13 protein-coding genes are annotated in these 12,750 nt (G+C 61.4%); 7 read left to right on the top strand and 6 right to left on the bottom strand.

Annotated features, from left to right (window positions below):
• Positions 1 to 97: 97 nt before the first annotated feature.
• Entirely contained in the window at positions 98 to 1,063 is a 966-nt protein-coding gene (locus tag PQR67_RS05470; protein WP_408455520.1) for an alpha/beta fold hydrolase, read from the top strand.
• A 52-nt stretch (positions 1,064 to 1,115) separates the two neighbouring features.
• On the opposite strand, the gene PQR67_RS05475 is transcribed toward PQR67_RS05470, so the two are convergent.
• On the bottom strand, positions 1,116 to 1,757 hold the full coding sequence (locus PQR67_RS05475; RefSeq protein ID WP_408455523.1) for an MAPEG family protein: 642 nt from the start codon (positions 1,755 to 1,757) through the stop codon (positions 1,116 to 1,118).
• Between the two features lie 255 nt (positions 1,758 to 2,012).
• Here PQR67_RS05475 and PQR67_RS05480 point away from each other — a divergent pair, with 255 nt between their 5' ends.
• A complete protein-coding gene (locus PQR67_RS05480; RefSeq protein ID WP_408455525.1) occupies positions 2,013 to 2,570 on the top strand; it encodes a sugar O-acetyltransferase in 558 nt (185 codons plus the stop codon).
• Positions 2,571 to 2,660: 90 nt separating this feature from the next.
• Here PQR67_RS05480 and PQR67_RS05485 read toward each other — a convergent pair whose 3' ends face one another.
• A complete protein-coding gene (locus PQR67_RS05485) occupies positions 2,661 to 3,494 on the bottom strand; it encodes an oxidoreductase (protein ID WP_408455528.1) in 834 nt (277 codons plus the stop codon).
• Between the two features lie 166 nt (positions 3,495 to 3,660).
• Between PQR67_RS05485 and PQR67_RS05490 the strand changes: the two genes are divergently transcribed.
• Positions 3,661 to 4,572 (top strand): AraC family transcriptional regulator, encoded by a 912-nt coding sequence (locus PQR67_RS05490; RefSeq protein ID WP_408455885.1) that lies wholly within the window; start codon positions 3,661 to 3,663, stop codon positions 4,570 to 4,572.
• A 114-nt stretch (positions 4,573 to 4,686) separates the two neighbouring features.
• On the opposite strand, the gene PQR67_RS05495 is transcribed toward PQR67_RS05490, so the two are convergent.
• Positions 4,687 to 5,253: a cysteine hydrolase family protein gene (locus PQR67_RS05495; protein ID WP_408455531.1), complete on the bottom strand. Its 567-nt coding sequence runs from the start codon at positions 5,251 to 5,253 to the stop codon at positions 4,687 to 4,689.
• A 447-nt stretch (positions 5,254 to 5,700) separates the two neighbouring features.
• Between PQR67_RS05495 and yfcF the strand changes: the two genes are divergently transcribed.
• On the top strand, positions 5,701 to 6,276 hold the full coding sequence (gene yfcF / locus PQR67_RS05500; RefSeq protein WP_408455888.1) for a glutathione transferase: 576 nt from the start codon (positions 5,701 to 5,703) through the stop codon (positions 6,274 to 6,276).
• A 65-nt stretch (positions 6,277 to 6,341) separates the two neighbouring features.
• On the opposite strand, the gene PQR67_RS05505 is transcribed toward yfcF, so the two are convergent.
• The 3 genes from PQR67_RS05505 to PQR67_RS05515 all read right to left on the bottom strand — a co-directional run bounded on the left by PQR67_RS05505 (position 6,342) and on the right by PQR67_RS05515 (position 9,435).
• Positions 6,342 to 7,427: a CobW family GTP-binding protein gene (locus tag PQR67_RS05505; protein ID WP_408455534.1), complete on the bottom strand. Its 1,086-nt coding sequence runs from the start codon at positions 7,425 to 7,427 to the stop codon at positions 6,342 to 6,344.
• A gap of 18 nt (positions 7,428 to 7,445) precedes the next feature.
• Positions 7,446 to 8,405, bottom strand: a complete 960-nt coding sequence (locus PQR67_RS05510) for an MBL fold metallo-hydrolase (RefSeq protein ID WP_408455891.1) — start codon at positions 8,403 to 8,405, stop codon at positions 7,446 to 7,448.
• 139 nt (positions 8,406 to 8,544) lie between these two features.
• The gene (locus PQR67_RS05515) at positions 8,545 to 9,435 is read right to left on the bottom strand and encodes a LysR family transcriptional regulator (protein ID WP_408455537.1); all 891 of its coding nucleotides are present in this window, start codon (positions 9,433 to 9,435) and stop codon (positions 8,545 to 8,547) included.
• Positions 9,436 to 9,551: 116 nt separating this feature from the next.
• On the opposite strand from PQR67_RS05515, the gene PQR67_RS05520 reads away from it, so the two are divergent.
• The 3 genes from PQR67_RS05520 to leuD all read left to right on the top strand — a co-directional run bounded on the left by PQR67_RS05520 (position 9,552) and on the right by leuD (position 12,561).
• Entirely contained in the window at positions 9,552 to 10,445 is an 894-nt protein-coding gene (locus PQR67_RS05520; RefSeq protein ID WP_408455540.1) for an alpha/beta fold hydrolase, read from the top strand.
• A gap of 86 nt (positions 10,446 to 10,531) precedes the next feature.
• The gene (gene leuC / locus PQR67_RS05525; protein ID WP_408455543.1) at positions 10,532 to 11,950 is read left to right on the top strand and encodes a 3-isopropylmalate dehydratase large subunit; all 1,419 of its coding nucleotides are present in this window, start codon (positions 10,532 to 10,534) and stop codon (positions 11,948 to 11,950) included.
• A complete protein-coding gene (gene leuD / locus PQR67_RS05530) occupies positions 11,947 to 12,561 on the top strand; it encodes a 3-isopropylmalate dehydratase small subunit (protein ID WP_408455546.1) in 615 nt (204 codons plus the stop codon). The genes leuC and leuD overlap by 4 nt, the downstream gene beginning before the upstream one ends.
• The last annotated feature ends 189 nt before the right edge of the window (positions 12,562 to 12,750 follow it).

Consider the following 12,750-nt stretch of genomic DNA (forward strand, 5'->3'; position numbering starts at 1 on the left):
GGAATGCTAGCGATCATACCGACTAACAACCGCTCGTGTTCGCGCATTCGTTTGCTTGAAGGTGGCGGCTCAACGTCTCATTTGAACAGGTAACCCCATGACCCAGATTCAGACAGCCGTGCAACGTCGCCGCATGCTGGGGCGCCTCGCGACCGGGCTGATGCTTTCGTCCCTGATCGACGCGCCGACCCATGCCCACGCCGAGCTCGCAGGCCCTGGTGCCGTCGATACCCCCAAGGGTTTCGCGAGCCGCCATGCGTTCGTCAATGGATTCCGGATGCACTACGTCGAAGGTGGAGCGGGACCCGTTGTCGTGTTGTTGCACGGCTGGCCGCAGACCTGGTGGGCGTGGCGCAAAGTGATGCCGCTACTCGCCACGGACTTTCACGTCATCGCGATCGATACGCCCGGGCTCGGCGACTCGGATGTGCCGCCAGACGGCTACGACAAACGCGGTCTCGCCCGTCATATCCGGGCGCTGGTGAACGGGCTCGGGCATTCGCGCTTTGCGCTCATCGGTCACGATCTGGGCGCCTCGGTCGCCTACGCCTACGCCCAGCAGTTTCCCGCGGAGCTCACGCGGCTCGCGGTGATGGATGACCCGATTCCAGGGCTGAAAGACTGGGACGTAGTCAAGGGCAAGTGGCCGCGCTGGCATTTCGCGTTTCACGCGATTCCGCATTTGCCCGAGGCGCTTGTGACAGGCCGCGAATTGACGTACCTGAGCTGGTTCTATAACAACGCTTTTCAGAAAGGCGCGATCACCGACGCCGATGCCCGTCTTTATGCCGCGGCTTACGCGCGTCCCGCGTCGCTGCGCGCGGGTTTCGAATACTACCGGGCGTGTGCGCAGGATGCGACCGACAACGCGGCGAATGACGTGTCACTTGCCATGCCGGTACTCGCGTTGGGGGGTGACCACTCGCCTTGGCGGTCGTATCTGCACGAACAGTTGCAAGGACGTGCGGAATTGCTGGAAGGTGACGTTGTGCCCGACTGCGGGCATTTCATCGCCGAGGAGCAGCCAGACTGGCTCGCGCGCAGGCTGCGAAAGTTTCTTTAAATGCGCTGTTCAGGGGCAATCTGAGCCGCTCTGGCCGGCGGAGGCTATTGAATCAACTCTCTTTCAACGGCCGGGTCCCCCAAAACAACACCGCCTCGATCGCGAAAAATGCAACGAGCGGGACAATCGCCCCCACCGTCCCCGCGATCTCATGCCCAAACCGGCTCGTCACATAAAGCAGCACGATCATACTGATCGCCATGCCCGGCGCCCCGAGCCCGCGCATCGCTGCGCTGCGGTGATAGCCGAGCCAGAACGCGGCCCGCGCGACGATCCAGACCACGGTCGTTGCCACGACCGCACGCATGGAGGAGCCGTCGGGGCAATAGGCGGCCAGTCCGAACAGCGCCGCCGCGAACACGATGATCTGCTCCACCGTGTTCTGCAGATATCGTTGATTGACGCGCAATCTGTGTGTCTCGAAGCCTGCCAGCGGATCGAACGCGGGCGAGGTCAATCGTTCGTGTGCCACGGCTTCGACGCCCGTCACGAGGCAGAACAGCACCGCAGCACAGCAGCATTTCAGCGTCAGCAGCATGCGCGCGCCGAGGGTGTCCATGCCCGGCAGGGGTGACATAAAAAAATCGATGCCGAACCAGAGTCCGGAGGCAAGCAGCGAGGCGACTGCGATGCCGGCAATGCCGACGGTGCGCTGCCGGCGAAAGTCGGACGCGTGATGAGCCGGGGCGGTCATGGTTTTTTCCTCCAAGCGTTTCGTGCGGCGGCATTGGCCGTCGTTTGCGCATTCGCCTCGTGCGACCTGATGGGTTGCGTCGCCTGGGCACAGTGCATTCTACGGGCTCGTCGCCGACACAACCCCGGCTCGCTGTAAGATCGTTCAATACTTCTGGCGCAAGGGCCAGTTCATCGGCTACCGCTATCCGCCGTATGCGCACGACACGCCTTGCCTGGCCAGGATGGCATGACCGCAATCCGAGGAAAATAACGAATGCCGAATGACGATCGCACCAGAATAATTTACGGCAGGACGCCGGAATCAACGGCCATGTTGGCAAACATCAAACGAGCGATGGCGATCACCGCCACACTTAACCGTTTGACGTTCAACGACGCGGACGAGATTCGGACCTTGTTCAGTGAGCTTATCGGTAAAAAAGTAGACGAGAGTTTTTTGCTGATCCCGCCGTTTTATACGGCCGGTGGGGACGAAATACGTGTCGGGCGCAATGTCTTCATCAATCAGAACTGCACTTTCTATGACCTTGGCGGCCTCGACATCGCCGACGATGTGATGATCGGACCGAACGTAAGCATCATCACGGCGGGTCATCCCCTTGAACCCTCGCAGCGACGCGCCGCCACAATCGGAAAACCCATTGCGATTGAGAAGGGCGTGTGGATCGCGGCCGGCGCGACCATCATTGGTGGCGTAACAGTAGGCGAGAATTCGGTCGTCGCGGCAGGGGCTGTCGTCACCAAAGACGTTCCCGCGAATACGCTTGTTGGAGGAAATCCGGCGCGGGTCATCCGTTCGATTGCTGAGTAAGGGAACGTCCGCAAGACGGCTTGTGTGGATTCGTCATCTGAAAAGAATGACAAAATTCAGACCGTTCCCCCATCCAGGCGCTACACGTGCTCATCCGTCCGTCGATCGGGTAAGTCCTTCCCACGCGTCAAATTCGGCACTCAGTGTCGAGAGTTTTTCCCGGACCAAACCGAGTGCATCACTTCCTAGCAGAAGATGCGATGGCGGCTCGTCGCTTTCGATCACGGACAATATGGCACGTGCCGCTTTCACCGGATCGCCGAGTTGCCTGCCGCTCTTCTCTTCCCGTCCTTTTCTGATCGGGTCGAACAGCGAATCGTAGTCCGGGATCGAGCGCGGCGTTCGAACCATCGAACGACCGGCCCACTCAGTGCGAAAAGACCCAGGCGCCACCGCGGTCACGCGAATGCCGAGCGGCTTGACTTCTTTACTAAGGACCTCTGAGATTCCTTCCAACGCGAATTTGCTGCCGCAGTAGTAGGCGATTCCCGGCATGGTGATAAAGCCGCCCATCGACGTGATGTTGAGAATATGTCCGCGTCGTCGCTCACGCATATACGGCAACACACCCTTCATGACGGCAACGGCACCGAACACGTTCACGTCGAATTGCCGACGCATTTCAGCAAGCGGTGACTCTTCCATGACGCCCTCGTGACCGTAACCGGCGTTGTTCACCAGTACGTCCAATGGCCCCACGTTCTCCTCAATTTCATTGACGACGCCGCCGATTGAATCGAAGTCAGTGACGTCAAGTACCCGACCGAATGCGCTTGCGGCGTTGAGCGATTCAAAGCTCTGCTTTGCCTGCTCGCTTCGTACCGTGCCGACGACCCGGTACCCGGCGGCGAGCGCTTCTTCGGCCAAGGCGCGTCCGAAGCCGCTACTGACGCCCGTGATAAGTATGGTTTTGGTTGATGGCATTGCAAAGACTCCGAGGTTGGTTTCGAGAGTTGCATGTTATTCTGAATAACTCCCGATAATCAGACCCGATTCTTCGTCTTTATTGCCTATTTCTATGAAGAAAACAGCCCGCAAGGAGAGCATTGAGCAAGCTGTTTCCCCGGATGCCACACCTGAACGGCGTCAGATGGTGGCCTTGCTGACTGCGCTGGCTCCGCAGGAAGGCTACAACCTGACTGCGTTGGGCGACGTGCGTGTCCTGCGCTCGGACCGGCCGTTGTCTCGCACGCCGGTGCTATACGATCCTGGCATCGTGATCGTCTGCCAGGGTAGAAAGCGGGGATTTTTTGGTGACAAGGTCTATGTGTATGACGAGCAGCACTATCTCGCTGTTGCAGTGCCGGTCCCCTTCACCATGGAGACCGACGCGACGCCCGAGTGTCCGCTACTGGCGCTGTACCTGCATCTGGATTTTCAACTGGCGGCCGAGCTCATGATCCAGATCGATCATCATGGCTTGCCATCGGCTGGCGACGTACCGGAGACCATGATGTCGAGTCCCATGGATGCGGCGATGCGAGCGTCTGTATTGCGCTTTCTGGAGGCAATGAACCAGCCGCTTGACGCCGCAATCCTTGGCCCAGGACTGGTACGTGAATTGTATTTCCGCGTTCTGACCGGCGGACAAGGCAAGGCAATGCGCGCAGCTTTGGCGATGCAGGGGCAATTCGGCAAGATTGGGAAAGCGCTGGAGCGTATCCATGCGAGCTATGCGGAGCCGCTCGATCTACGAAGCCTGGCAAACCGGGCCGGGATGAGCGTTCCTACATTCCACAGCCACTTCAAGGCCATCACAAGCACGTCGCCGATGCAGTACGTGAAATCCACGCGATTGCATCAGGCTCGCTTGCTAATGGTGCGCCAAAGCATGACTGCCGAGGCGGCATGTCACGCTGTTGGTTATGCCAGCTCCTCTCAATTCAATCGGGAATTCAAGCGGCTCTTTGGCCGAACGCCCGCCGCGGAGACGAAACGCCTTCGCGAGAGCTTCGCGCTGCCTCCAGCCTTTCCGGGGTCAAAGTTCGTCTCATCGCACTGACAGGATTATCAAGGGCGGTTTCGTTTCGGCGGTTAGCCGCTCCCGAAACCTGCTGCGATTGACCGCTTCGCCGTGATGGGCGCCAACCGGCTCGCCGGAGCGGATCTCGACGCGCTAGGCGAGCAACTGCAAAGCATCCGCGAGCGACAGCACGGTGGTGCGCGAATCGAATGCAGTGGAGAACAGATGCTCATGCACCACCTGATCCGGGTCGTAGCAGCAGTCCTTGACCGTGAACAGGCGGAAGTCCGCGTCGCTCGCATACGCGACCGACGACAGCATGACGCCGGTCGATGCAATGCCGACCATAATCAGCGAATCGACACCTTGTGCGACAAGGCGTGCCTGCAGATCAGTGCCAAAGAACACGCTGGCGCGATGGGCGATGACGACCGGTTCACTGGACTGCCGGCCTAATTCCGGCGAGGTCTGATCGTCGACGAAGAGACCAAGTTGCTTGATGCCCTGCCCATTCTTGTTCAATGGGCTGACTTCCGGATATCCCGGACTGAACCGGAGGTTGGCGAAATAGACGCTGACGCCCTTGGCCCGCGCCGCGTCGCATAGCTTGCGCGTATTGGCAAGCAAGGCCGGCGCGACCAATGAAAAGAGCCCGAGAATGTCGGTCTGATAGTGCATGACGAGAAGCGCGGTGTGCGCCGGCGCGATTGTCGGACTCATGACTGACGCCTCCCACTAGTCGCTGGCAACGCTATCGCATCCATTCAGACCTCTCCTTAATTCCGACACGCGGCTCATATTCGTTGGTAGAGAACCTCGAGCGTTGCGAAGCATCCTGTGTCAAAGCGACGTTTCGCGGCCGTGGAAATAATACTTCATGTCGTCACGCCGATCAGTTGTTTAGATGAAGTTGCCCTGCCGCGGCGTGGTTGGCAACGTCACGCACGAAATTCTCTCTGACGAGTAGTTCGAATCCTTAAGGCCTGCTGCCAGCAACAGCAACAGCGCAGCGCACGGCCGGGATCGATCCTTGAACGCCAGCAGTCCAAAACCGTCATTCGCCGTATATCATCAAGGCTCCGCACGAATCCAACTACGCAGGAGAACACCTTGCAGGAAAGTCGTCTTTGTCTATATGCCGATGCTCAGTTTGCAAGCCCCTACGCCATGTCGGTTTTCGTTGCGCTTACCGAAAAGCGATTGCCGTTCGACCTGGCGACCGTCGATCTCGGCCGTGATGCCAATCACGAAGCGGGCTATGCGGCTAAATCGTTGACGCAGCGCGTTCCCACGTTGGTGCATGGGGACTTCACCCTGTCGGAATCGTCCGCGATAACCGAATATCTCGACGATACATTTCCGGAAACACCCGTCTATCCACACGATACATTTCTTCGAGCCAGGGCGCGCCAGGTGCAGGCGTGGCTTCGCAGTGACCTGATGCCCATCCGGCAGGAGCGCTCGACGGAGGTAGTGTTCTACGGGGCGCAAGGAGTCGCGCTGACGCCGGCAGCCGAGGCAGCGGTACAGAAGTTGATTTATGTGGCTGAGGCGTTGCTTCCCGAAGATACGGAAAATCTGTTCGGAACGTGGAGCATTGCCGATACGGATCTGACGTTAATGCTCAATCGCCTCATCCTGAACGGCGATCCAGTACCTGCCAGGTTAGTTGATTACGCTGCGGGCCAGTGGGCGCGACCCTCCGTGCAGCGATGGGTTGAGTTGAACCGTCCGCCACTTTGAACGGGTGAACCCGCAAAGGGGGGCAAGCGTAGCGTGAATACGCATCATCCCGCCTACGGCAGGGATCATCCCAAGTGATAACCCGATGTGCGATCCACGACACCGAGACGTGGCCCGTCGGAAAGCGCGGCATCATCTTCCACTCCCGCTTCACGCAGAAAATGCGTGATCGTCTCCTCGATCACCGACCTGGCGAGCCCCTGTACGATGAACACGAGCCGTGTCGTGTGATCGTCGTCAGGCCACGCTTCCAGCCGCAACGGTTCATGCAGCAACTGCTGCACGCCATGGAACACAACAGGCCGTGTTTCGCCGATGAAATTGCCGATTCCCTTGACCCGCAGGATACGTTCGCCGTGATAGCCGAGCAGGACGGTCAGCGCGGTTTCGAATGCCTCCATCGGCAATGCCTGCGAGTAAGTCAGGCAGAAACTGTCGATGTCCGGATGCGCCGCGCGTGACGCCGTCGCACCACGCATCAGCAACTTGCGCGGCGAAGGCTCGGCGCGCAGCCAGGGTCGCAAGGCGCGTGGCGTCAGGATGTCGAGCAGTTGCTGAGCATCAATCTCGCCATTACGCACCGGAATGAGCGCCGCACCTGGATTCAGCGCCTCCAGTGCCACCGCGAGCTCGGCAAGCGCGGCCGCATCGACCAGTTCAGCTTTTGTCAGCAACAGCCGGTCCGCGACCGCCACCTGCTGACGCGACTCCTCATGCCGGGCAAGTTGCGCGGCGCCGTGTTTCGCATCCACGGTCGTCACGATGCCGTCGAGTTGCAAACGACCTTCAAGCGCCGGGTCGCCCAGCAGCAACGAGATCACCGGGCCGGGTCGCGCAAGCCCCGTGGTCTCGATCAGAATCCGCTCGAAGGCGGGGATTTCGCCGCGCGTTCGGCGCTCCAGCAGATCGGTCACGGTTGCGGCCAGTTCGTCGCGCACGCCGCAACACAGGCAGCCGTTTTCCAGCAGCGCGATGGTCTCGTCGCGCGAGGTGCTGACGAACAGATGATCGAGACCGATCGCGCCCAGTTCGTTGATCACCACGGCGCAACGGCCCAGCGCCGGTTGCGGCAGCAGACGATTGAGCAAGGTGGTCTTGCCCGAACCGAGAAAGCCGGTCAGCAACGTCAGGGGAATTGCTGCGGATTGCATGCTGGCCTTTTCCGACACTCAGATCACCTGCAGGTCTTTGCCGACGATGATCTGTCCGTCGAAATGCTTGCGCGCATCGGCGGCCCACATCTCGTCGGTGATCGCGGGATCGCCGCCCGGCACGAAATGGCTCAGCACCAGCGTCTTGACGCCCGCCGCGGCGGCGATCCTGCCGACCTGCTCCGTGGAGGTGTGGCTCTTCATGAGGTGGTCGAGCAGTGTCGGTGCGTTGTCGACGGTCTTCATCAGCTTTTCGAGCGCGGGCAGGTACATCACTTCATGCACCAGCACATCGGCGCCTTTCGCGAACTCGGCAAGCGCCGGGTAGTAAGTCGTGTCGCCGGAGAACACGACAGTGCGGTCGTGGGTCTCGAAGCGGTAAGCGAATGCCGGCTTGATCGTGTAGTGATCGACCAGGGTCGAGGTGACGCGCACGCGCTCGTCTTCCATCACGAGGCGCGGGCCGTCGAATTCATGGATGTTGATGAGCGGCCGGAACGGCGGGCGGCCTTCTTCGCGCATTCGCACGTCGAGGTCGATCGCGTTCATGTCGACAAAGTCGTCGATCATCTTTGTCATGCGCGGCGGCCCGTACAGATTGACGGGCGTGCGCAGGCCGGTGGCCCAGGCGAGGAACACGAGGTTGCCGAGGTCGGCGTTGTGATCCGAATGATGGTGAGTCAGGAAGATGTCGCGGATGCCCGGCAGCTTGATGCCCGCCTTGGTCAACTGCAGCGCGACGCCGTTGCCGCAATCGACCACATAGGGCTGGCCGTCGACCACCAGCACGTTGGCCGGCGCCGCGCGCAGGTCGGACGGCGTCGGGCCCCCCTTGGTGCCGAGCAGGATCAACTGGGTGCCCCTTGCCGAATGACCTGCGACGGGCGCCGTAGTTGCGGCGCTGGCCGGCGATTGCGCATGGGCGTCCTGCATCCACGGCAGCGCCGCGGTGGTGCCTGCTGTAACGGCGATACGCATGAAATCACGACGGGAGCGGCCGAACGGCTGATCATTCATGGGGCGGTGTCTCCTGAAACTTTGGATGGGGTGTGCCCGATTCTAGCGCCGCGATCGTGTGACGTCGCGTGGACATTATCAAAGAAGCGGGCTGGGCCGTTCACGACGTTTGAAGATACGCGCCCAGGAAGTCGACGAACGTCCTGAGTTTCACCGAGAGCTGGTTTCGCTCCAGATAGATCGCGTGGATATTGGCGTCCGGCAGCGCCCAATCGTCCAGCAAGGACACGAGTTCCCGGCGTGCGAGATACCCATCGATCTCCCACTGCGAGCGCACGACGATGCCACGTCCTTCGAGGGCCCAGTGAAGCACCGTGCCACCGTCATTGCTCGACAGCGACCCGTCGACCTTGACTGTTTTCGCACGCTTGCCGCGCGAGAAATGCCATGTGCCGTAGGCCGAGTCGTTCTCGCGCAGCACGATGCACGCGTGACGAGTCAGATCGTGCGGCACCGATGGCTTGCCATACCGCTCGAGATAAGCCGGCGAAGCGCACACGATGCGCCGGTTCTTCAGCAACAAACGCGCATTGATGCGCGCGTCGGGCACCTCGCCGAAGCGGATGCCGACATCGAAGCCTTCTTCCTGCAGGCTCATTGGCCGGTCGGTTAAATGCAGCTGGATTTTCATCGCGGGAAAGCGCGCGACGAAATCCGATACCGCCGGGGCAATGCGCGCCCGCCCAAACCCGAACGACGCATTCACGCGCAGCAGGCCCGTTGGTTCGGCCCGGCTGCGCGTCACGAGTTGCTCCAGCTCCGACAGTTCGTCGAGGATGCGCGAGCCGTTCGAGAGATAGAGCTCACCCTCCGGCGTGAGGGAGAGACGCCGCGTGGTGCGGTTCATCAGCCGCACGCCGAGGCGCCGCTCCAGTTGCGCGAGCCGCTTGCTGACGGCAGGCGGCGTTACACCCAGCTCGCGCGCCGCGGCGGCAAGATTGCGATGCCGCGCCACTAGCGTGAACAGGTTCAGATCTGAGAAGCCATCCATTGCGTCACTCCCTCGCGTCGCCTCATTCGTTCCGAAAAGTTACGATCGGATTGCTTTTGTGGAAACCCAATCGATTCAGTCATCAATTAGACTTCAAGCAACGTTGGGAGGCAACCATGTTCGAAGGTTTCATGAATGCATCGGCACACGTCGATGGCATCAGGATTCACGCAATCAAGGGCGGAAGCGGCCCCGCGCTTTTACTGTTGCACGGTCATCCGCAAACGCATGCAATCTGGCACAAGGTCGCGCCCGCACTCGCCGGGCACTTCACGGTGATTGCCGCCGATCTGCGCGGCTATGGCGACAGCGGCAAGCCGCAGGGCGCCGCCGACCATTCCAATTACTCGAAGCGCCGTATGGCGCTCGATCAGGTCGAACTCATGCGCAGCCTTGGCTTCGCATCGTTCGCGGTGATCGGTCACGACCGGGGCGGGCGCGTCGCCGCACGCATGGCGCTCGATCACCCGGATGCGGTGACGCGCCTCGTCACGCTCGACGTCGCGCCGACCCTCGCGATGTATGAGAAGACCTCGTTCGAGTTCGCGCGCGCCTACTGGCACTGGTTCATGCTGATACGCCCCGCGCCGTTTCCGGAAACGCTGATCCGCGCAGATCCTGACCTCTACCTCAAGCAGACGATGGGCGCGCGCAGCGCGGGCCTTGCGCCGTTCACCGCAGCGGCTTACGCGGAATATCTGCGCTGTGTGTCCGACCCCGACACCGCGCACGGCATCTGCGAGGACTACCGCGCGAGCGTGACGATCGATCTCGAACACGACCGCGCGACGCTGAATGAGCAACAGCAGATCGGCTGCCCGTTCATGGCGCTGTGGGGCGCACACGGCGTCATCGAGGAATGCTTCGAGCCGCTCGCCGAATGGCGTCGCTATGCGCCCCACGTGCAAGGCGAAGCGCTGGCTTGCGGCCACTACATCGCCGAAGAGGCACCGCAGCTCCTGCTGGAGCGCGTGCTGCCCTTCCTCACTGCGTGCGCCATCGCGGCCTGAGCACGCTGGTTCACAAGCGGACTCAAGCGGTCTCAATCGGACTCACCAGGCCTCAAGCGGATTCAAGCGGATTCAGGATGAACGTCATGTCGAAACGAACCCTTTATCAGAAGCTCGTCGATTCGCACCTCGTGTCGCGAATCGATGAACAGAACGTGTTGCTGTACGTCGATCTCCATCTGATGAACGAGTACACCAGTCCACAAGCCTTCAGCGCACTCGACGCGCGCGGGCGGACGGTGCGCCGGCCGCGTCAGCAGATGGCTGTCGTGAGCCACATCATTCCTACGCACGCCGAGTCGCCGCGTGTGATTCGCGATGCCGCGTCATTGCTGCAGGCGCAAAACCTTGCACGCAACTGCGAGCGCGCCGGCATCCGGTTATTCGCGGCGAACGACCCGTTGCAGGGCATCGAGCACATCGTCGCGCCGGAACTCGGATTGATCCGCCCGGGCATGGTCGTGCTGTGCGGCGACAGCCACACCACGACGTATGGCGCGCTCGGCGCGCTGGGGTTCGGCATCGGCACCTCGGAGGTCGAACATGTGCTGGCGACGCAAACGCTCGTCTACCGGGTGGCGCTGACCATGCGTATCACGATCGACGGCGCGCTACCGTACGGCACGTCGTCGAAGGATCTCGTCATCTGGCTCATCAGCCGTATCGGCGCCCAAGGCGCGCGCGGCTATGCGGTCGAGTTCAGCGGGTCGACCATTGCGTCGCTTTCCGCCGAGGCGCGCATGACGTTATGCAACATGACCGTTGAAGCGGGCGCGCGCGCCGCGCTGATCGCGCCCGATCAGACGAGCTTCGACTACGTGCGCGCCCATGCGCTCTCGCTCGACGAAGCGGCCTGGCAGGACGCGCTCGACGACTGGCGCAATCTGTACTCCGACGCCGATGCCGGCTTCGACGCCGAGTACCGCTTCGACGCGCACAACATCGCGCCGTTCGTCACCTGGGGAACGAGCCCCGACCAGGCCGTCGCGATCGATCAGCCCATTCCCGACGAGTCCATGCAATCGACACCTGAAGCAGCGGCATCGCTGCGCCGCGCGCTCGATTACATGGGGCTATCCGCGCATCAGCCACTTGCAGGCACGCGCATCGACCGCGTGTTCATCGGTTCGTGCACCAACGGACGCATCGAAGATTTACGGACCGTCGCCACCCTCGTGCGAGGCAAGCACGTCGCGAATGGCGTGCGCGCGATGGTCGTGCCGGGCTCGGGAAGTGTGCGCCGCGTCGCCGAACAGGAGGGCATCGCGCAGACGCTGATTGACGCGGGCTTCGAATGGCGCGAGCCGGGCTGCTCGATGTGCCTCGCGATGAACGACGACGTGCTCGAAGCCGGCGAACGCTGCGCTTCGACGACGAACCGAAACTTCGAAGGCCGTCAGGGGCGCGGCGGCCGCACGCATCTGATGAGCCCGGCGATGGCGGCCGCGGCGGCATTGACCGGCTGCATCACCGACGTCCGCACTCTGGAGGCGCAACCATCATGACGCGACTTACGAGCATCGAAGGCAACGCTGTGCCGCTGCCGATCGACAACCTCGACACCGACCAGATCATGCCCAAGCAGTTTCTTCGCATTATCGACAAGGCCGGTCTCGCGGACGGACTGCTATACGACCTGCGTTTCGACGAACACGGTGTGCCGCGCGCGGACTGTGTGCTCAACCAGCCCGGCTACGCGAATGCGCGCATCCTGATTGGCGGCGCCAATTTCGGCTGCGGATCGAGTCGCGAACATGCGGTGTGGGGTTTGCAGCAATATGGCTTTCAGGTGGTGATCGCGCCGAGTTTCGCGGAGATTTTCTATTCGAACGCGATGAACAACAGGCTGCTGCTCGTGCAACTGGAGCGCGCCGTGATCGATGCGCTGTTGCGCGACGCGATCGAAGCGCCCGGCACATCGCTCTCGATTGATCTCGAACGACAAACGGTGACGTCCGCGTCGGGGCAGCAGGTCGCGTATCCCATCGGCGCGCGTCACAAGCGCATGGTGATCGAAGGCATGGATACCGTCGATCTCACCCTGGCTTCGGTCGGCGATATCGAAGCATTCGAACGCCAGCACTTTGCGCGACATCCCTGGGCACAGGTGATATGACCGCCAGGCCGTCGCGCTGTCATACGAAGCGCGGCGGCCGCCGCTGATTCCATCTGAGATTCCGATTCCCCTCCGAATAGAGAAGGGAACGGACTCGCTTTGCCCGAAAAAAGACCGGAGGAGACAAATGAACCACCCCCACACTCACTATCGTTCGCTGCCCCCCGAGGGGGCCGATGCCTCCCTTGG

The organism is Paraburkholderia fungorum (assembly GCF_046026025.1).
Lineage (GTDB): Bacteria > Pseudomonadota > Gammaproteobacteria > Burkholderiales > Burkholderiaceae > Paraburkholderia > Paraburkholderia fungorum_E.